Consider the following 20,914-nt stretch of genomic DNA (forward strand, 5'->3'; position numbering starts at 1 on the left):
AGACATAAAGTTTTAACGCTCAAACTTTTATTCACTTAATATAATTTTTATATACACCGTCTTCTTTTATTGCACAAAGAACTCAGTTCAAAGATATTTTCCCTATGAAAATGTTTATAATTTTATTTACTTATATTGCTCTAACCGCACAATCCTTAGCTCATGGTCACCATGGCCACGATAAAGATGAGCTTCTTCAGGCCTACCGTGATCTCTTTCAGTCCCTCGAGGTTTCATCACCTCTTAAAGGTAAAGCAATTGATGACGAGATTCAAAAAGTTGTGATCAAAGTTGGAGAGAGTTCATTCTCTTTGCCAGAAACAGTTGTTGCAGATTTAGTTAAGACACAACTTGAAGCCTATGAGGAAACAATTCGTGAGTATTGTGAATGTGATATCACAGAACTTAAAAAAGAAAATAAAAAGCGTCTTCCATCCATGATTAAAAAGGTTGTCACTTTTCTACCTGAGATCGGTCACATTCTCTCTGATATGCTTTGGACAGAAGTTGCAGGTTTTAAACGCTATGGAATCACTTACATTATCGTTTCAACTATTGGTGAAATTATCGATCACAACATTAGTCCAGTTCCTCTATGTAAGTTCATCGCTTTCTTATCAAGGGCCATTTCAGATAAAATCAAAACAACAGGAACACTTCTTTGGCCTTTTGATACGAATATTGGACCTTCAACAAAAATCAAAGCTCTCTACAGTCGAATTAAGTATAGAAGAATGTATAAAACGAAATGGGAGACAACTCTCTTTCACGCTGCCAATACGCTAGATGAAGAAGACAAGAAATCATTAACATTCTGGCAAACAATTGAGTCGAAAATGAGAAAATTAGAGCCTGGCTATCTCGCTCTACAAAAATTTCCTAAGGCCTTTAAAGGATCAAATCAATCACTAGAGCATGTAGATCTTCTTTCAGAAGTTAGTGTTGCCCTTAGAACACTCTCTCCAATGGAGAAAATGTGGTACACAGATCGACTAATGGAATATTACAACTTCACATATCTTCTCTTACTAGAAAATGGAAAAATTATTAAAAAGAAACATAAAATGAGCAAATCAAATTATTTCAAGCTTCAATGGAATATTGGTAACTATGGAGCAAAGATTGATAAGCTTAAGATTCTCCTCTATGCTGCGAGTGGAACTAAAGATCAAAAGAAAATTTCTAAACTCAATGAAAAGATTCAAAAGCATATCGGCGAACTTCACAGTGAGTACGCTCAATACCAAGATCTATTTTCAAATGTTGATGAAAACTGGAAGCCGTATTCTAAAATTAAATTCACTAAGACAGAAAAGACTCTAGAAGGAAAAGAAAAATCAAAATGTTTTAAGTTAATGGGAAAAGTCTTTAACTTTAAAACAGCATTTTGGTCTTCTGTAGCTTTTGGAACCTACCAATTTATCAACTCGGAAGGTACGACTAAAGGTCATTGGTAATTGACAACAATCATTGCTGTCAAATAAATTTAAAAATCTGCACCAACGGCTTGAAGAACTTTAAGTGTCTTAGAATCAGACACCCAAAAAGCAAAGCTCTTAGATTTTTCTAATGTTTTTTTGTCAAATTGTAATTGGCATGTGTTTAAGGAGCGATCACTTTCCATCTTACTTGATCGCAAGTTTATGACGACAAATTCATGAATAAGTTTTCGGCCCGAATTTTCACCACTTGTAATATTTCTGACCTCAGTGTTCTTCATTAAAGCACCATAGCAAGTCAAATCCTCACCTTTATTAATTTGAACCTTAGCTACGCCTTTTACTTCATCAAAATCAACAATAAGTACGTAAGAAGAGTCTTCTTCATCGAATCTAGGCTTCCTAAAGCGCCAGTATCGATTATTATTTCCATTGCTAATGATCTGAGGTGTGTAAACACCAGATTTTAAAACTTTATTGTAATTGTATTGTCTTTGCGTAAAGACTCGCTTTGAAAAAGGGTCTTTCCAATTAAGATGATTCCAATAGTCCACATGAAATTCCAACGGGATAACTTTCTTCCAAAGTAAGTCAGACTCTCGAAAAGAATTCAACCACTTTTCAGCAGCTGGACAACTTGAACAACTTTCTGACGTATAAAGTTCAAGCAAATATTTTTTATTCGCTTTAGAATTCAATTTTAGAGCAAGTGATTGATTAATCATAAAAAGGAAAATGATTATTATTTTACTCATCTTAATTCTCCTTTTCTCCCCTACTACTAAGTGTTTTAGGGTAGTATTTTGTTACTCTTTTTTCGATCTTATATCTAAAGAACAAGGTGATAAAACCGATAAGTAGCAACATCAAAAGGGACATCATGTATTCGATAAAAGCTGTATTCTATTTTTCTCTTTTCACACTAGCTTCTTGTAATTCCTCTCTTCCAAGAGTTGGTTACTCGGAAGAGGCATGTATTGAAGAGACAAATATCAAATACAGAAATATCGCGAGTCTTGGAAAAACCGTCTACAAATTAGAAAAGATTCACGACGATGGTCTCATCGTATCAGTGTGGCACGGTAATGATTGGTATTATCAAGGAAAGAAAGATCGAACAATTTTTCACGACACGCCGATCTTCAAATATAAGGATACAAATTGTCCTGACAATAAAGGAGCAGATGCTTCTCTAAGTTCTAGACTCAAGCAGCTCCGCTCCAATTAATTCTTATTTCTCTTCAACTTCTTCTAAGAGTCTAGGATAACCTGACTTTAAATAACGAACACTAATGACTTTAAAAAGAGAGACACCTTTATCTTTAATGATATCCTCTTTAACTTCTCTATTCTCATTAAGTTCTGCAACTTTTTTTGCATTCATCGCAATTTGTTTTTCTTTATCATCTTCTTCTAAATCAAGAGAGAATCCCCCAGAACCTTTTCCTGTTCCAAGTTTTGTCGCTCCCGTTCTCTTCGCCAAATTCTTTTTAAGTTCTTCTTGTAACTTCTTATCAGCAAGAGCCTTTTTAGCTGCATCATCTCCAGATACAGGAGCAGATATCCCTGCACTAGCTAAGAAACTTGATGGTGTTTGACCATTTCTTTTTAATGCACGACTTACAGCGTTTCTCATATCGTTTGTAAACTTATCAGTTAATGTATTAAAGTCGCGATCATCAATTCCCGCTTTCTTTTGTGCTTCTGCCAATTTCTTTCTAATCTTATTATTTAAATTTTTGATGGCGCCATTCTTACCTGCAAGTTCATTAACGGCATCAAGGCTTGCACCACTTAAACTTGAACTTCCCTGCAGACTATCTGCAACTTTAGTTGAAAGAGCTCCTGCACTTGTTAATCCAGCAGGAAATTGAGAAAGATATTTAGATTTCTCTAGCATTTTTTCAACACTAGCACACTTACCAGCTTCAGACCCTTCAGCAATACAAGAGAGTTTATCTGAACCATTTGTGATATTAATCTTTCTACCCTTTGCTAGTTTTACAAATTTACCATTTGCAAGTCTCTCATATTTCCCTGGATCATTATCCCCTGTAGCGTAACGATTCATTCTTTCAATAATCTTATCAATCTTTTCAATATTATCTTCGGATGTCTTAATAATCTTATCAGTTGTCTTAGAAGCGAGAAGAGAGAGAACGGCCATTCCGGCATAAGAAATTGCACGTCCCTCAGGGTGAGCAAGCCAAAGATCAAGAGCTTGACCTTGAGTCATTGTAACTCCCATAAAAACAGCAGCTGCGGCACCTATAAGTCCAAATGCTCCAGCATGTGCCTTTGGAAAAACTAAATCGAAACCTTTTTCAACAGCATACGATAGAAGACCTTGCTCTTCTTTTGTACTAACATAATTCAAGTTCTTATTAAAATTTTCATAGTCCTTCAATGATGAGGTCTTGAGCTCCCCATTGTTAAAACGTAGTTGATCACGATAGGCAAAGTAATCATTTCTTGAAATGATATTACCCTCGAACTTTTTAACTGCAGGAAAGTTTTTGTCTATTAATTTAGGAATTCCAAAACGATCAATATTAACACTCTCTTTTGAGTTTTGAATCGCCATGAATTCGTCTTTTATTTCTTCAATAAAAGATTCACTCTTAAAAAGACTCGCAATATATTTTTCTTCTAATGAATTTGGATTACTATATGCTGTTGTTGGTGCACAGGCTGTATTGAAATATGCTTCGAATGCTTTTTCAGTAGTACATGCAACAACTGCAGCTGAAGTCGTTCCCATTGAAGCCGTAGCTTCTGCAGCACATGTCGAATTCATCGCAACAGAAATCGCTATAAGTTTAGCCTTTTTAGCAGTAGAGCTAACAGGGGCTTTTACAATCGCACCCTTTTTAATTGCAACAGCGGCAGTACCAGGACCACAGTGCGCACAACCGGCGGTTGCCGTAATGTCTTGAATTCCTGAAAAAGCTGCCATAGCTGAAGCTATCCCAAGTCCAGCTGTCGCGGCCATTTGAATAGTTTTCTTCGTCTGTGCTGTTTTTATGACATCTTGATAACCTTTTTTCTGTTGCTGTAAGAGCTCTACCTGCTTTTCATTAGTAGAACCATCGTCACTGATAACATATTTCAATTGTTCATCTTTTAATTTCTTATACTGAGTCGTTGAATAAATCTCCCCAGCAACATAGGCAATCCCCGCAGCAGCGGCAACAAGAGTATCCGTTGGGTTTGGCTTACAAAGAATGATCTGTCTTGAAACAATATAACCAATCGCCATCATCGTAATGAGATTGAGAAAATTCTCACTATCTGTATCGACTTCACTTAACTGAGCATCTTTAGTTTTAGTTCTCGCTTGAGGTTCCTCAGAGTTTGTGGTGTTCGAACTTTCCTGTGCATAAGCACTTCGAATCGCCTCAACTTTTAGACTATCAACTGAAAAGGTCAGTTGTAGGTGGAACAGAGAAAGGGCGCTTAGTAGATAGACTAGTTTTTTCATAAGATTCGTTTCCTAATGGTTGTTTCTTATTTTATGATACAACGCAACAGGATCACATAGAATCAGGTAGATAGTCCCTACTTTCTTTTATTTTCAACGAGTTAGCTTTTTCTAGTTCAGAAAATTACCTGAGAAAAGAAGTTGGCATTAATCAATGATGATTTTTCTGTTCTTCTTTGGAATGATCTTCATCTCTTTAGGCCTACTCGGCCTTTTAACACCCCTATTGCTTGGAACAGAGGGATCAGTCGAACAGAACAGTTGAAAATCCACATGCTTTTTAAAAACCTTTAAAAGAGCATCTTGTTTACCATTGAGACTTTCAAGTCCAGCTCGATCCATTTCCTCTAGTAGAAAGTGAATGGACTCTAATGTTGAAAGACAGTACTTATCAGGTTGATGCTTGATAAGAAAATTACTCTTCTTATTTGGCGTAAAACAAAGCCTTGGAAGAGGCCTAATGTTTTCACTAACCGTCATCATCTTTTTAGCACAAGGCCAAGTTCCATCGATAACAAAAACAAGGAGCTTTTTCCCCTCTGGTAAATTCAACTCTCCAATATCATCTTCAGAGACATTAAAGGCCTTCTCTCCAGGATAGAGTACCATCGGATAGTAAGTTGGATCTGCCAGAAGTTCATTGACTCTTTTATCGTTAGTAAAATCAACTCCAACGATAATCTCAGAGCTCTTGAGAGTCGCGACCGTCATTCTACCTGTTCCGAGTTTTTCTTTCTTCGCTTCTTTAATATGCATAAGAAGAACAAAGTGAGCTTGTGTTTCAAATGGATCAATTGCGTCACATAAGCAAATATGTTTTGGACGATAGCACGTGTAACACTTATCTCTTTCTGGTCTCTCATTGAGCTTAGAAAGGAGTTCTTTCTTCTTTTGGAGGTAGTCGGCCGCTTTCATTTGTCTATAGACCTTCGTAAGCTTCTTTATCGTAACCCATGGCCACGACTTTTCCATTCACTTCGAGAACTGGTCTTTTAACAGCAGAGAGATTCTCTTGAATGAGGGCTATTTTTTTTGCGTCTGTGGCAGATTCAAAATCATCTTTAAAAAGACGAAATGTTCTCCCTCTCGTATTAACTGGCCAGTCGCTAAAAAAGTCTTTCCAACGAAGAATATCTTCTTTCGTAGGAACCTCTTTTTTAAAGTCAAAAAAATCAAATTCTAGACCTTTCGCTTCGAGATGCTTCATGGCCTTTTTAACAGTGTCGCAATTTTTAATGGCATACATTTTAATCATTATTCAATACTCCTAAAGTCACTTAATATGGCCACAGAACTGCCGTGAAATTCCACAAGACAATTCAATTGATCAGCAATCCACTTGAATGTTTTCTTTGAATAGAAACAAATGTGGGTTGGATCATTCTTATACCACCAAGTTTTAAAGTCGACGTCTTCACGAAACTCAGTCATTAAACCAAGAGCTCCCTCTTGTTCTAAAAGACTTACCATTAACTTCAATTCAACCATTGGACGAAACATATGTTCTAATACTTCCGTGCAGGTAATAAAATGAAATGTTTCATTGAAAACACTCTTATCATCACAAAAAAATGGATCGTAATTTTTCATATCGTGTCCACGCTCACTCATCATTACAGAGATCGTTGGACCAGGTCCACAGCCAAAGTCGAGACCGCGAGAACTCTCAGTTATTTTCTTTGATAGTGGCACAAGAAGCTTATCGAGAAAGGCACGATAACGTTCATCATCAGAGTCATTCTGGTGAATCTCGTAGCGCTTTTTCTCCTCTTCAGGGACAAGCCAAGACTTAGGGTCTGCAAAGACGAGATCGCAGTTCTCACAGTGATAATAGAGACGCTGATCGTGCTCTTTAGTTAAGTCCTCAAATAAAGTTGTTTGTTCGTGTTTGCAAAGTGGGCATTGTGTTAATTCCATGGCCCCTTTGTATTACATTGAAAGGAGTTTGGAAACGGTAATCTTGGCCTTGCGCACTCTTTTGCGCACCGTATCCATTGGCTGTTCGACAGGACTTCCCGCCTTCGCTTTCTTTTTATTAAGCGCTTTCCAAATCATATAAGGTAAAGTTCCAGCACTCTTAGTTACAGTGTAGCTTGCCATGATTATCATATCGGCCTTGTGAGTATTCACAAGTCTCTGTTCATGGACTTTACCATCAATTGTTGAGCAGGTTTTAGGATCGGAAAGAACCATATTTGTTCGACACACGGCCGGCCTATTCTCATAAATCTTACAGGCATTATTTTCATCTAAAAAAAGACAGCGACGAATATCATAAGGAATGTTGTACCACTTTGAAACATCGTTACGAGCTTCACTTTGCAAATAAAGCTTCTTTAAATCAATGTCGACTTCACCTTTTAAGTAAAGGTCTGTTAAAAGTTCGGCCTCATCACTCGTAACACTCACCTGAGTATGACAGCAAGCAGCACATCCTTTTTTACAGCTCATATATTTTTGCACGACTTCGTTATCTAAAACTTCTTGGTTGTAGCGATCGATTTCTTTGTGTGCTAACTTAGCTCTTTGTATAGGAGATTCACATTGCTTTAGTCTTTTGACCAATGTCGAATACACAAAAGAAAGAACCGGATGGTCTTTAAACATTTTGAAAGTTGAATATGCGACTGCTGGAAAGTTTATTGAGGACCTCCTTGGGGTATCCTTCTTTTTCTCTCAACAATTTTAATTATAGCAATTGAAATAATTTTCTAGAGCAAGGTGGAAATATCTGCCGCTGACAAAGGAATACTTTTGAGCATACTCTGTACTATTAAAAACTTACACCTCTCTTTCGCTAATAAAACTCTCTTCGAAGATGCCTCTTTCAACATTTCATTTGGAGATCGCATTGGTTTATTAGGACTAAATGGAAAGGGAAAATCATCGCTCTTTAAAGTACTAACAGAGTCAGTAAAGCCCGATAATTCAATCCCACCTTTTCAATTTGATAAGGCAAAGGGAGATGGAGATCCTTCAAAGGCATTCAGTGTCTTTCTTGTCCCTCAGGAAATCATCTTTAAAGACAATGAAAACCCAACGATCAAAGACTTCATTTTTACTTTCTATCCTGAAGTGGAAGTTCTTCACAGAGAGCTTGAATCTATTAACGAAAAAATCAATGAGGGCTCTACAGATGAGAAAATCATCTCGAGACAAAAAGACCTCCTTGAAAAATATGACCATCTCGATGCCTGGACACTTATTCAAAACTACGAATCCTATCTAAAGTTCTTTGGTCTTAATGATCATGAAAAGCTTATGAGAGACCTAAGTGGTGGAGAGCAAAAGAAAGTCCTCCTTAGCCTTGGTCTTTCAACTCCAAAAAACTTAGTTCTTTGGGATGAGCCAACAAACCATCTCGACTTAGAGACAATTAAGGTCTTTGAAGAAGAGTTGATGAATACAAATAAAACATTTCTCATGATCTCCCACGACCGTTACCTACTTTCTAAGCTCTGTAGCCGTATCTTTCATATTAATCGTGGAAAGATTGAAACGTTCAAGGGAAGTTACGAAGATTACATTACATTTCTCTCAGAGAATGAAGAAGCAAGAATGAAACAACTCCAACGTCTTTCCAACTCACTTCGAAGAGAAACGGAATGGATGAGACAAGGTATCAAGGCCAGAGGAACGAGAAGTAAAAAGAGAGTTGAAAATTATCACGATCTGAAAAAGTCGATTAGTGATCTAAAAGATAAAACAAAAAGAGAAGTTCAACTTCAACTTCATAATTCTAATAGAAAAACAAAGATTCTCGTTGAAACGAAAGAAATCAGTTTTTCTTACGACAATAAGGAACTCTTTAAAGATGTTTCCGTAAACATCTGCAAAGGAGATAAGATTGGGCTCATTGGCCGTAACGGTGTTGGAAAATCAACACTGCTCCACCTTCTAAGAAAAGAACTAACACCAACATCAGGCTCAGTAAAACAAGCCGACGATTTACAAATTCAGTACTTTTCTCAAAATAGAAATGAGCTCGATCCTAATAAGACCCCTTTTGAACTCCTCGGAGACGGAACTGACACTGTCTTTCTACCAGGAGACAGGAAAATGCACGTCAATGCCTACTTTGAAAGTTTTCTCTTTAATAAAGATGAAATTAGAAGACCACTAAAAACATTCTCAGGTGGAGAGAGAAACAGACTTCAAATGGCCATGAACTTGATGAAAGATGGAGACATTTGGATTTTTGATGAGCCTACAAACGACTTAGACCTCGAAACGTTAAATATTCTCGAAACAAAACTTAGAGAATTTCCAGGATCATTAATCCTCATCAGTCACGATCGCTCTTTTCTTGCCAACGTCACGACGAAAGTGTGGCACCTCGACCAGAAAAATGTCGAAGTCTTTGAAGCTGGATACGAACAGGTTGAGCCTTACCTAGAAGCTCTTTACATGGACCACATTCTCGATGAGCACAAAGATGACTATAATGAGGAAGAACTTGAAGAGAAAGTCCAAGAGCTCGCCAAAGCAGAAAAGTCAAAAAGCGAGAAAATCCCTCTTAGCAATAAAGAGAAAGAGCGCCTCAAAGAGATCCCCACTCACATAGATATCCTCGAAAGAGAGCTGGACAATGTGGAGAAGTCGATTGGAAATTTTGACTTTTCTTCCATGGATGAGCAGAAAAGTCAGGAATTTTCGGCACTATCTGGGCGACAAGAGATGATTGAAGGCAAAATTCTCGAGCTCTACGAAGAGCTTGAAGAGCTCGAATCTAGACTATAAACGACTGAAATTACAGACATTTAAACATTTGTTTAAAACGCATCTTAATTTTAAGTTGAATTAGGGTTATTTCTAGCCTATTTTCTTAAACAAACGTTTAAATTAAACAAACGTTTAATTAATTTTTCTTAATGATTACCATTGGAGATATACAAAATGAAGTGGATTATCCCTTTTGCCAGCTTGGCCCTCACAGTAGGTGCACAAGCAAAAGTAACAGCTATCGACGAAGCTTTTTTAAAAGAAGCTCTCGCAGAAAATGTCCCTACTGTTCAGAACATTCAAGCAAATTTTCTCTCTCTCAAATTGCAAGAAAACAGTGTTCTGGACAAATTTTCATATCAGCTGACAGGTGAAGCAAGTTACCTAAAAACTTCTGAGAAGCCTTTTTCAACTTTCTCACCTGTCACCTCTCCCGTTAAGTCTGCTAGCCTTGGCGTACAAAGAGCAACTCAATACGGAGTAGCGGTAAAAGTAAGCTCTTTTGCAGAACAATTTAGCAACAACTATGTTCACAAAGGAACGACTTCGGGTGTTAGCTTCCAAGTTGAAATGGACCTCTTTAAAGATTTCCTCGGAGGACTTACAAAAGAGCAACTCAACGCCCTTAAGACTGCAAGAAAAGCTGGAAGCCTTGAACAAGATATTCAAACGAAGGCCTTCTACCAAGAGCTTAGAAAACTCTATTGGAAGTTAGTTGCCAACAATGAGCAATTAAACCTTTCAAAAGAACTTCTTAAAAGCTCAAAACTTCAAGTTGTTGAAGCGAAAAAACGTTTAAAAAACAATGTCGCTGATAGTGGTGAAGTTGCTCGTTATGAATCTCAAGTTGCTGCGAGAAAAGCAAACATCATTGCTCTTCAATACCAAAAAGAAGCTCTCGTTCAATCTTTAAAAGAATTGATTCCTTCAGTTGCTCAAGATGAAATTCAACTTAAGCCTTATAATCTAGAGCAAACAGTTGCCACTGTTCTCGCCTGTACATCAAAGATTGCATCTTATAATGCAATTCCTGTTGAAAATACAAAATATGATGAAGTTCTTCAAAATGTTAAACTTCAATATGAGTCACAGAAGAAAGTAACTGATTCTTATAACTCAATCGATGTGAAGCTTAACTCTGAAATCAAAAGAGTTGGTAAAGACTTCAGCCTCTCAAACTCTGTCGATCAAATTTCAGATGATCCAGGAAATAGCGTTGCAGTAGGTCTTTCAATCAATATTCCAATTGATGGAAAGAAGACAACAACTGAAGAAGTTCAAAGACTCGTAGATAAGAAGAGATTTATTGCAAAACAAGATGAAATTAATGCAAAACTTGAAGCCTACCACACTCAAGTTGTTAAAAACATCACTTACCTTCAAGAGATCGTAAAAGAGCAACAGATCAACTCGATTAAACTTGCTCACAGTCTTAAAGTTGCTGAAAAGAAATATAATCAAGCACGTATTTCAGTAAGAGAGCTCATTACAGATCAAGACTCTCTTTTACAAAGTAACCTTAGTGAAATTGATACAAAATATAATGTAATCGCAACACTCCTTGATTACCTCGCGGTTTACACAGAAACACCTTGTGCACTTAATAATTAAAATGGGATAGATAATGAAAAGAATGGCTAAATTTTTCATAGACAACTCGAAACTGACAATCGTCCTCTCTGTATTCCTTGGAATCTACGGACTGATGGGTCTCGGGAAAATGAATGCTGAAAGTTATCCAAACGTAAACCTGGCAATGGCGACAGTCATTACAGTTTATCAAGGAGCTTCAGCCGATGACATCGAAACAAAAATTACAAAACCACTTGAAGACGAAATTAGAACGGTATCAGGACTAAAAGATGTTCGCTCTATTTCACAAGCTGGTCTTAGTTCAATCTTTGTTCAAGTTGATATGGACAATGTCGATAGTGTCGATGACGTTATGAGTGACGTTCAAAAGGCAATCGATAGAGCAACTGGACTTCCGCAAGACCTTAACGATCCTCCAAAGTTTACAGAAATTAAATCAGAAGAGTTTCCTGTATTTCAAATCGCCGTTACTGGTACAAATGAAAATAGACAGAGAGATAAAATTGCTGATGAACTTAAAGAAGTATTAGAAGATAATAAAAAGGTTAAAAGTGTTATCCTCGCTGGATATGCACAAAGACGCTTCCAAATCATTCTCGATAACCAAAAGCTTCTCCAAGAACATATTGGAATTGAAGAAGTTATGGCAAAAGTTGGAACGAGAAATGTTAACATCCCAGGTGGATCACTAAAAGCGCAAGAGAATCAAAAACTACTTCGCCTAGAAGCAAAAGTTCAATCGGCCAAAGACTTAGAAAATGTTCTCATTCGCTCGAACTTTTCAGGAAAATCAATCTTCTTAAAGGACATCGCTAAAATCGTCGATGGTGAAGAAGAAATCAAAGTTAGAGCTAGCTACAATGGTGTGCCAGCAACTCTTATTACAGTTTCAAAGAAAGCTGGTTCAGATACTCTTGAACTCGTAGAAGACGTTAATCACAAGCTTGAAGAATTTAGAACGATCTATAAAGGAAAAGCTGACTTCTTCGTTTTTCAAAACGAGGCCCTCAAAGTTAAGAACAAGCTTGAGGTTTTAGCGAATAACGCTATTTCGGGTCTTCTTCTAGTTGTTATCTTTCTTTTCCTCTTCCTTCCAGGAAAGATCGGTATTGCGGCTTCAATCTCTCTTCCTCTTGCGGTTATGGCAACCCTAGGGATGATGCCAAATATGGATATGAACCTCAACTCCATTACGATCCTGGCCCTAGTTATTGCCCTTGGGATGCTTGTAGATAATTCGGTTGTTATCTCAGAGAACTTCACAAGACTAAAACAAGAGGGATACAGCTCTAAAGAAGCTGCCGTAAATTCAGTTGGACAACTATGGCTACCTATTACAGCAACGGCTTTCACGACAATCGCAGCTTTTATGCCGATGCTTGTTACTAAAGGAGTCATGGGACAGTTTATTAAATATATTCCAATTATCGTATCGATCTCACTTCTTCTCTCACTTGTAGAATCATTTTTCTTTCTACCAATGAGATTAACTTGGGCCGGTGATTCAATTACTAAAAGTAATAAAAAGAAAAACAAAGAAGAGAAAAACTCTGACTGGTTTACAAAATTTGAAAATCTCTTTGAAAAGCTTATGGATAAAGTTGTTCGCTACCGCTACATTGTTGCAGCTGGTTTTACAGGACTGATTATCCTATCTCTTTTCATGATCGGTGTCGCTAACAAATTCATCCTCTTTCCAGCTGATCAAACGGAAATCTATATTGCTCGTTTTAAAATGGACAATGGGACAAGAGTTGAAAAAACACTCCTAGCAGCAGAAAGACTAAGCCAAGATATCAAAAAAGAACTTGGTTCTCACGCTGAACACCTAATTACAAGAGCAGGTGAATCGAAAGTTCAACTAACTGACCCGAAAGCAGAAGATGGTAATAACGTTGGTATTGTTTTCATCTATGTTGATGACGATGCTAAGTTTAACATGAGTCATACTGAGATTCTTGGACGACTTAGAAATAATGTGAAAGCTGATTATGTAAAAGAAGTTTCATTTGAGGCACAAATCAATGGACCTCCAGTTGGTGAACCAATTGAAGCGACATTTAGATCAAATCATGTTGAAAAAATTGACGAACTTATCGCTAAAATTAAAACAGACCTCTCTAAGGTAAACGGTATTCTCGACCTTAAAGTTGATGATGTTATTGGAGATGATGAAGTTTACATCCATATCGATTACAAGAAGGCCGATCAACTTGGACTTAATGTAAATGCAATTGGAGATGCTGTTAGAGTTGCTGTTTCAGGTAAAATTGCCTCGACAGTTACCCTTAATAACAAAGACGTAGACCTCTATGTAAGACTTAATGAACAACAAAGAACTAATGTTGACGATCTTAAGCTTATTAAAATTATGGACAACAGAGGAAACCTTGTTCCTCTAGGAAGTATCGCAGAATTTGATGTTAAAAATGGTGCGCCTCAAATTAAACGTTATGATTTCAAAAGATCGAAAACTCTTTTGGGTTCTGTAGACGAAGAGATTATCACTTCTGTTATCGCAAACCAGCACTTAACAAAGATTTTCAACAAATATAAAGCAGATTACCCAGGTGTATCTCTTGAATTTGGTGGAGCAGCAGAGAGTACAAAAGAGTCAATGGAGTCACTTGCAAGTGCAGGTCTTCTTGCAGCGATTGGTATTTTTGCCATCCTCGTTTTTCTCTTTAGAAGTTACCTAAGACCACTCATCATTATGATGACAATCCCTCTAGGACTTCTTGGTTTCTCAATTGCTTTCTACCTACCAGTTCTTTCTGGTTATGCAGACCGCTCGAGACCAATTTCATTCCTCGCCCTGATCGGTATTATTGGTCTGGCAGGTATTATTGTTAACAGTGGTATTGTCTTAATTAGCTTCATTGACCAGATGAGAGAAGAAGGGAAACTTTCACTCCACGAGATTCTTGTTAAGGCCTCAGGAATGAGACTTAGAGCAGTTCTTGTTACGTCTCTTACGACTATTAGTGGTCTGATTCCTACTGCATATGGTATTGGTGGGACAGATGCGATGCTCGTGCCAATGACTCTTGCAATGGCATGGGGGCTAACAGCTGGGACAATTCTTACACTGATTTTTATCCCTTGTTCATATGCGATTCTCGAAGACTTCTTGAGTCTTGTTAATCGACTCCTGAAAAGAGATAATACAGAAGAATTGCCAGAGACTCCGTCGAGACCATCTGGAGATGACTCACTTGAGGAAAATCCAGCTTAGTCAGGATCAAGGTGTAAAGAAATGAATGAGACAAAAAGAAAAATAATTGATGTAGCAAATGAGCTATTCGCGCTTAAGGGGTTCTCCGGAACCTCTATTCGCGATATCGCCAACCAGGCCGATGTCAATGTTGCCTCAATCAACTACTACTTTCAAAATAAACAAAATCTCTACTTTGAAGTTATTGAATTCCATAAAGAAGAATTCAATAATCTCATTGAAGAAAAGTTTAAAGATTGTACTTCTTGTAAAGAATTCGCCCTTGGCGTCTTCGATATGTTTCAACCAAGATCTAAGGCCCTAATCAACACATTTAAGATTATTCTCAACTCAGATTGTGCAATTCCAGAAGATTACTACGATGCTAAAGATTCGAGAAAATTTGGCCCTCCAGGCTTTTCTGGACTTCTAAATGTCCTAGATAAACAACTTCCAGCTTCAACTCCAGAGGCCACAAAGCTCTGGATCACAAGAGTTATCTTCAATCAAATTGTTCACGTTACAATGATTACAAATACTGAGTATATTAAGAAAAAGTGTTTAGAAAGTTCTGACCTGAGCCCGGAGTACTTCAAGCGAAGTCTGGCCCTTCTTATAGACTCAGTTCTTGAATTTCAAGAGCGCCACCCTGAAAATTGGAAAGAGTAAGAAGGTCCGGCCTAAAAAAAAACTAAAACAATGATAAGATAACCCCTAGCAATAGGGGTTTTTTATTTTATGTGCCGTCTTTTTGGTTTTAGATCAGTTATTCAGAGTCAAGTCCACGAATCGCTCGTAAGAGCTGATAATGCCCTTGAACTCCAAAGTAATAAACATCCTGATGGATGGGGTGTCGCCTATTTTGTAGGTGGAGCTCCTCATATTATTAAGTCAGAAAAAACTGCGGTTGATGATGCTATATTCAAAAAAATCTCTGGTATTGTTTCATCTCAAACAGTCCTTGCTCACATTAGAAATGCGACTCTAGGGCAGGTCAATATACTCAATACCCACCCATTTCAATTTGGTAATTGGGTCTTTGCTCACAACGGAAATATCAAAGGGTTTGCCGACAAGAAAGAAGAGATTATGAGTCGAATACTCCCTCATCTTCGTCGCTTTATTCTCGGTAATACAGATTCAGAAGTTGTCTTCTACTTTATTCTTTCCCACCTTTCTGGAAAGGTTAACCTTTATGACAAAGACTGTAATATTGATGTCCTTGCAGAATCAGTCAAAGAATCAGTGCAGGCCCTCATTAAAATCATTGGTCCTTACTCTGAAATCGATGATGCCGGAAATACTGAAACATACCTGACTTTTATACTCACCAATGGCCAAACGATGCTCGCCCATCATGGTGGTAAGAACTTATTCTACTCTACTTACAAAAATCGCTGTGGAGACCGTGACACATGCCCAAGTTTTGCACCAGAGTGTGAAGCACCGACAGAGACCGGATACGTAAATCACCTCATCTTTTCTAGTGAGCCTCTTTCAGGCGATAACATTTGGCATCCGCTCTCTCCAGGAGAAATCATTGGTGTCGATAACGACATGAAACTTCGTCGCTACTAAAGCTTTAATGGCGTTTATTTCCCTCTAAAATTAACTCCCTAATCTACGATAAGATAAATATTGATGGGGGTTTTATGCAAAAGAACATCGTCCTACTAGTTTGCCTTATTTTAATTACAGCAATGTCCAGTTCATGGGCCAGAAAACCGGCCGTAGAGCCTGTTGGAACAATTGTAGTTGAAGAATACAATGCCCCAAAAGAAAATGTTAAAGGCTTCGATTTCAATAAAGAAAGCAAAGCCGAAGCAGTCAAATCTAAAACAACAAATTCAAAAATCCGCACAATTAGTTCAGAAAAGACAGAAACAGGCTCAACGGCCGGTGGACTTCTTTTTCTAGTTATTATCGCAGCTGTCCCTTTTGCATTTTGGTTTGGAATCATGATGGGTGTTAAAACAAATAATTCAGAAGTTTCTAAAAATGCGAAAGCTGAAGTTGATCCAGAAGTCGAAGATCACAATGATCATGATGATATGAATTTTCCAAAAGCATCATAGGTTAGAATACTTCCAAACACCTTTCCCTACATACCGCATGATGTGATTTATCTTTCCAGAACTCGTAATCACTTCTTTCACATTATCTTCGTCAATATCAACGACATTCATCTCGTAACGTCTTCTCTGATACCTTCCTAGGTGATCTTTTTTCTCATACCAATATGGGGCTCCTCTATTCATCTTTAAATCTTTAAGTTCACCATTTTCAAATGAAAGAATATAGAGTCGACCTGTCGCTGTTGATTCCACATAAGAAGTAACTCCCTCAAAGAAGTAGAAAACTAATGCTTTGATATTTTTTGATATCTCAACTAATCGAATGCGATGAACTTGAGCTTTGGCACCAAGAGATTGAAACTTGTATTCAAATAATTTTTCCCTTTTGAAGTCGTAGAGTTCAAACCAATAGGTACCATCCTTATAAATAAAGTTGAGACCTTCTCGACGATCATTACCATTGAGATCAACAAGATAGAGAGGCGATCTTGCGAGGTACTGATGCTTTAACTCAACTTTTACCCCTTCATTTTCTTTAAGAACTTCACCCGTGAAAAGAGAACGAAAAACCAGCTCATCTTGTGCCCAAGAATGAGTCCATAGGAAAAGTGTTAAAAAAAGGATAATTGCGCGCTTTGCCATATCTATATTCTAGGGACAATCCCCTCTTTTAGTAAGGGGGCAGGAGTTCACAGACCATAGAAAGTGAGATAAAGTTAAAGACCAACAATTTCGCTAAACTATGCATAAAAGAGGAAAAAATGGACTTTTCACTGGCCCATATCAAGTCGGAAAATCAACTCATCTACAGAGTTTTTAGTCAAAAGAACGAAGATTTTAAAGTCATGGACCTAGAGGAGCTAGATGATTTAGAAGTTCAAGGCCTTTTTTATGATGATGAACTCTATGAGAGTGAGCAAGTTAAGCTTTTTCTTCAGGAGCAATCAAAATTCCTCCCAATTCGCTCTAGTTCAGAAACGGGAATGAATAGCGATGAGTTTTCCAATGTAGAAATGGGAAAAATGAGATCTATCTTTGAAAAAATCAGTTCGAGTTGGGTTCTCCAAAATAATATAACTCTTTTAGAGGAACTCTTCCCTGTTATCGACCATCTCAATGCTATTTGGCCAAACGACAGAACAACATTCTTTGAAGAGTTATGGTTCATTCTAAAAAATAACTTAGGAGCTAAAGAGCTTAAGATTATTTTTAACGATATTGAAATGGGCAAAAAAGAAAATGAGAAGAATAAACTCATTAAGGCCCGTATTGAAGGAAAGAAACTCCCTCACCCATTCTCTGGTGGAGAATTTGAAGACAAGGTAATGGGTCACTATGAAGAAGAGTTCAATCAGAGTTTTAATGTCGTTGAATATGATGCCCACAAGGGCGAGCTAGTTATTGCTGCAACAATTAAGAAGAGTCCAGTTCTTATCATGGCAAAAGTTTACGATGTTTCGAGAATACAACAATCAGTTTTAAAGACCTTATTTACAGGGCTTTCTAGAGAATAAAAAAGGGCCATCAATTGGCCCTTTTATATTACCTTCCAGATGAGTCTGGTTGATATGTATCTGGAAGATCACTTGAACTTTTAACTTTTTTCTTTCCGCGCTTCTTTCGTTCCATATTATAAATCATCTTTGCATCATAATTCTTATCAATCATACAATTACGAAGATCGGTATAAGGCTGACACTGCTTTTTAACATATGCTCTATAAATTTTTTCGTTGTACTCATTAACTTCTTTTATGCGAAGAGAATCGACATAAAAACCTGTTTTCCTTTTCATTGCCTTAATCTCTTCCTTATAAATAGAACTCAGCATCGATTCACAATTAAAGTCACTACTCGCATAGGAAGGAAAGTAAGTCTTAACCTTCTCTGCTAAATCTGTTCTCGATGAAGCATAATTGAGAAGGTCTTCCATTTTAAAAGAAAAATACTCTTGTTCATCCTCACCTGTTTCACACTCTCTGGCCTTTTGAGCGATTTCATCCATAACCTTACTAAAGTTACTCTTTGTCGCTTCATTCATCTCATCATCACAAAAGACACACCAAGAGTGCTCTTTGAAATTCTCCCCTAGGAGAATAACTGTTGCAAGAGTTAGATCTTCAAAGTTTTCATCATCGGCGTAAACGGGAGATATAAAGAAATCAATCAAAGTCGTCTTAGCTCTGTAATTTAATAGGGCCTTCATTGCCATTTCATAATCTTTAATACTCGTTTTATTTAAATAAAACTTCACACCATTAATGAGTATAAACTTATTAAAAAGAGTATCCGTATTAAATTGAATCTTTGTTCGACCAAGATTCACATAGGCAGTCTGCTCTTTAAGCTCAATCTTTGGGAGTGAATCTATTTTTTTATTCTTAAGATAATCACTCATTTTCTTTCTTAGATCTTTTGACTTTATTCCATCGAGAAGCTTTGAAGGATTCTTATTCGATTTATTATAAGCCGCGACTTTCAAAACAAATTTTTCATAAAAATAGCTATCAAAAGAATTAACTAAGGCTTTATTGGACATAGAATGAATACGTGTTCTCGACTTTTGAGTTTGCGAAAAACTATTTAAAGAAAGAATCGTACATAGAATGATAAAAAATTTCATAAAGCTCCTCATTCGATAAAACCTATCGAGAACTGTCTTAAATAATTTATATCTTCTTTATAATTCTAAATCCTGGGCAATAATGGCCTTTCCTAACATTCCTATCTTAATATAGTTCCACATATCCAAAGAGTGATTTTTCATGCTCTACAGACATAAGTTCTTTTTTTATAAGTCCGCTAGCAACCTCAATGAAATTCCTATGAGAGACTTCACTGATAAGTCCCGTATTTAGATCCACCCTATTGTCTTTTGTCCAAATCGTTCCAACCTCGACATTTTCAATCCAAGAGGACTTTTTGAGTTTAATCCTAACTGATGGACAGCTAGAGAAGAATGGGTGATCAAAAGAGTAGAGTTTAGATTTATGATGCAAACGAGTGATGGCAAGAGATTTTCCTTTCTCATCAACAATGACAAACTCCTTAAGAGAGTCCTCTATCCTCTGTTTCTTATATCCCAGAAATCTTCGATTTCTACTTTCTACTCTTTCAGTTGTATCGGCCACTCCATTTTTGAGAATAACTTCGCTTCTAGACGTTTCAAAGATGGGTAGTTTTTCAAATAGCGCGCCAAGGTGGAGTTTCATATGATTTTGCTGACAGACTCTTCCAAGTTCAACCTCACTTGCCTCACTAAAATAGGTATTCTTTTTGAGAGATTGATTCAACATGTAGAATGGCAAAATAAATGATAGGTCCTTTGAAGACGACTCAAATTGGATGAGAGAGTCTCCTCGAAGACCTGATTTATGGCCTAAACGGTGTATTTTTTCATTCGCTTTTTTTTGAATCTTTCCCATTGAATTTTTATTAAATGAGAGGGACTCTGACTTTAGTAGAATCCTCATGCCACTGTATTGCTCAGGTAATTTGTAAACGAAACGATATTTTTTTCCACCAAGAGGAAAGAAAACTATATTCTTATCTATTAAAAAACTCTCATGCTTTGTATCAACAACGAATAGTGAAAATGATTCATCTGATAATTTTCGATTGAATTCTATTTTAAAGTCTAAGTAATTTGGCATTTCATCGAGATAATCGAATAAAAGCTTAAATTGTCCCCTTCTTTCCAAAAACTCATCTCTCTCTCCCAACTGACCATTATTCTCGAAAGTAGCACTTTTAACGAGCGTCTCAACAATATGACGATCTACTTTATTTTTTCGATGAGAAAGAGAAATAACTTTTAAATCGATCTTTTCTGCTTGTTCATTATTAATTGAAGCAAGTTGTGGCATTTCTTTTAGCTGATTTTCCTTGCCACAAGAAAATAAAGTTAACAAAAAAAAAGCGTGTAGTGAATATTTGAACATAAGATACCTCCAGTTCTTCTTACTTAAAACGAGAACTGGAGATGGTCATATAAATTTAAAATGAGTATTCGATTTTTTCGTTTTTGAAATAGATTATTAAGAGCCGAATCTACCTAACTGTTCTCCAGAGAGAACGTGAAAGTGAGTATGAAAAACAGTTTGACCCGCAAGGCTTCCTAAGTTCGTTACAACCCTAAAGCCACCATCTTTTTCCAACCCCTCTTTTTCAGAGTAATTTTTAATAGCAGAGAATACATCAGCAACTTGCTTGGGATCATTCCCCATCATTTCATTAACATTTTTAGAGTGTTCTTTATGAATAAAAAGTAAATGAATCTTTGCTTGAGGATACAAGTCCTGAAACCCGATAACATTTTCATCTTCGTAAACTTTTGTACTTGGGATTTCCCCTTTAAATATTTTACAAAAAAGGCAATCATCCATATTAAA

General features: G+C 36.9%; 19 protein-coding genes. 9 read left to right on the plus strand and 10 right to left on the minus strand.

What is annotated here, in order from left to right:
• Positions 1-104 precede the first annotated feature (104 nt).
• Positions 105-1,457, plus strand: a complete 1,353-nt coding sequence (locus tag HBN50_RS13015) for a hypothetical protein (protein ID WP_273870666.1) — start codon at positions 105-107, stop codon at positions 1,455-1,457.
• A 29-nt stretch (positions 1,458-1,486) separates the two neighbouring features.
• On the opposite strand, the gene HBN50_RS13020 is transcribed toward HBN50_RS13015, so the two are convergent.
• A complete protein-coding gene (locus HBN50_RS13020; RefSeq protein ID WP_273870668.1) occupies positions 1,487-2,194 on the minus strand; it encodes a DUF1223 domain-containing protein in 708 nt (235 codons plus the stop codon).
• Between the two features lie 125 nt (positions 2,195-2,319).
• On the opposite strand from HBN50_RS13020, the gene HBN50_RS13025 reads away from it, so the two are divergent.
• The gene (locus HBN50_RS13025) at positions 2,320-2,667 is read left to right on the plus strand and encodes a hypothetical protein (RefSeq protein ID WP_273870669.1); all 348 of its coding nucleotides are present in this window, start codon (positions 2,320-2,322) and stop codon (positions 2,665-2,667) included.
• 3 nt (positions 2,668-2,670) lie between these two features.
• On the opposite strand, the gene HBN50_RS13030 is transcribed toward HBN50_RS13025, so the two are convergent.
• From HBN50_RS13030 to HBN50_RS13050, 5 genes are all read right to left on the minus strand, one after another.
• Positions 2,671-4,920, minus strand: a complete 2,250-nt coding sequence (locus HBN50_RS13030) for a hypothetical protein (protein ID WP_273870670.1) — start codon at positions 4,918-4,920, stop codon at positions 2,671-2,673.
• A gap of 147 nt (positions 4,921-5,067) precedes the next feature.
• Positions 5,068-5,892, minus strand: coding sequence for a tRNA-uridine aminocarboxypropyltransferase (locus HBN50_RS13035; RefSeq protein WP_273870672.1), 825 nt, complete (start codon positions 5,890-5,892; stop codon positions 5,068-5,070).
• Positions 5,840-6,175 (minus strand): arsenate reductase family protein, encoded by a 336-nt coding sequence (locus HBN50_RS13040; protein WP_273870673.1) that lies wholly within the window; start codon positions 6,173-6,175, stop codon positions 5,840-5,842. The genes HBN50_RS13035 and HBN50_RS13040 overlap by 53 nt, the downstream gene beginning before the upstream one ends.
• Positions 6,175-6,837, minus strand: a complete 663-nt coding sequence (locus HBN50_RS13045; RefSeq protein ID WP_273870675.1) for a class I SAM-dependent methyltransferase — start codon at positions 6,835-6,837, stop codon at positions 6,175-6,177. Before HBN50_RS13045 ends, HBN50_RS13040 begins: the two co-directional genes overlap by 1 nt.
• 12 nt (positions 6,838-6,849) lie before the next feature.
• Complete coding sequence (locus HBN50_RS13050) at positions 6,850-7,527, minus strand: YkgJ family cysteine cluster protein (protein WP_273870677.1); 678 nt, start codon at positions 7,525-7,527, stop codon at positions 6,850-6,852.
• A 147-nt stretch (positions 7,528-7,674) separates the two neighbouring features.
• On the opposite strand from HBN50_RS13050, the gene HBN50_RS13055 reads away from it, so the two are divergent.
• The 6 genes from HBN50_RS13055 to HBN50_RS13080 all read left to right on the plus strand — a co-directional run bounded on the left by HBN50_RS13055 (position 7,675) and on the right by HBN50_RS13080 (position 16,524).
• A complete protein-coding gene (locus HBN50_RS13055; protein WP_273870678.1) occupies positions 7,675-9,660 on the plus strand; it encodes an ABC-F family ATP-binding cassette domain-containing protein in 1,986 nt (661 codons plus the stop codon).
• Positions 9,661-9,816: 156 nt separating this feature from the next.
• Positions 9,817-11,253 carry a TolC family protein gene (locus HBN50_RS13060; protein ID WP_273870679.1) on the plus strand — a complete coding sequence of 479 codons (1,437 nt, stop codon included), beginning with the start codon at positions 9,817-9,819 and terminating at the stop codon, positions 11,251-11,253.
• Between the two features lie 13 nt (positions 11,254-11,266).
• On the plus strand, positions 11,267-14,470 hold the full coding sequence (locus tag HBN50_RS13065; RefSeq protein ID WP_273870680.1) for an efflux RND transporter permease subunit: 3,204 nt from the start codon (positions 11,267-11,269) through the stop codon (positions 14,468-14,470).
• 21 nt (positions 14,471-14,491) lie between these two features.
• Entirely contained in the window at positions 14,492-15,118 is a 627-nt protein-coding gene (locus tag HBN50_RS13070; protein WP_273870681.1) for a TetR family transcriptional regulator, read from the plus strand.
• Positions 15,119-15,187: 69 nt separating this feature from the next.
• Positions 15,188-16,027: a class II glutamine amidotransferase gene (locus tag HBN50_RS13075; RefSeq protein ID WP_273870682.1), complete on the plus strand. Its 840-nt coding sequence runs from the start codon at positions 15,188-15,190 to the stop codon at positions 16,025-16,027.
• Positions 16,028-16,101: 74 nt separating this feature from the next.
• Positions 16,102-16,524 carry a hypothetical protein gene (locus tag HBN50_RS13080; RefSeq protein WP_273870684.1) on the plus strand — a complete coding sequence of 141 codons (423 nt, stop codon included), beginning with the start codon at positions 16,102-16,104 and terminating at the stop codon, positions 16,522-16,524.
• Here the strand turns inward: HBN50_RS13080 and HBN50_RS13085 are convergent.
• On the minus strand, positions 16,519-17,166 hold the full coding sequence (locus HBN50_RS13085; RefSeq protein WP_273870685.1) for a hypothetical protein: 648 nt from the start codon (positions 17,164-17,166) through the stop codon (positions 16,519-16,521). The two genes, HBN50_RS13080 and HBN50_RS13085, sit on opposite strands and share 6 nt — an antisense overlap.
• 119 nt (positions 17,167-17,285) lie before the next feature.
• Here HBN50_RS13085 and HBN50_RS13090 point away from each other — a divergent pair, with 119 nt between their 5' ends.
• Positions 17,286-18,038 carry a hypothetical protein gene (locus HBN50_RS13090; protein WP_273870686.1) on the plus strand — a complete coding sequence of 251 codons (753 nt, stop codon included), beginning with the start codon at positions 17,286-17,288 and terminating at the stop codon, positions 18,036-18,038.
• A gap of 28 nt (positions 18,039-18,066) precedes the next feature.
• On the opposite strand, the gene HBN50_RS13095 is transcribed toward HBN50_RS13090, so the two are convergent.
• From HBN50_RS13095 to HBN50_RS13105, 3 genes are all read right to left on the minus strand, one after another.
• Positions 18,067-19,146 (minus strand): hypothetical protein, encoded by a 1,080-nt coding sequence (locus tag HBN50_RS13095; protein ID WP_273870687.1) that lies wholly within the window; start codon positions 19,144-19,146, stop codon positions 18,067-18,069.
• A 106-nt stretch (positions 19,147-19,252) separates the two neighbouring features.
• A complete protein-coding gene (locus tag HBN50_RS13100; protein WP_273870689.1) occupies positions 19,253-20,464 on the minus strand; it encodes a hypothetical protein in 1,212 nt (403 codons plus the stop codon).
• A 96-nt stretch (positions 20,465-20,560) separates the two neighbouring features.
• On the minus strand, positions 20,561-20,908 hold the full coding sequence (locus HBN50_RS13105; RefSeq protein WP_273870691.1) for a histidine triad nucleotide-binding protein: 348 nt from the start codon (positions 20,906-20,908) through the stop codon (positions 20,561-20,563).
• Between the last annotated feature and the right edge of the window lie 6 nt (positions 20,909-20,914).

The sequence above is a fragment of the Halobacteriovorax sp. GB3 genome (assembly GCF_028649655.1).
Classification (GTDB): Bacteria; Bdellovibrionota; Bacteriovoracia; order Bacteriovoracales; family Bacteriovoracaceae; genus BSW11-IV.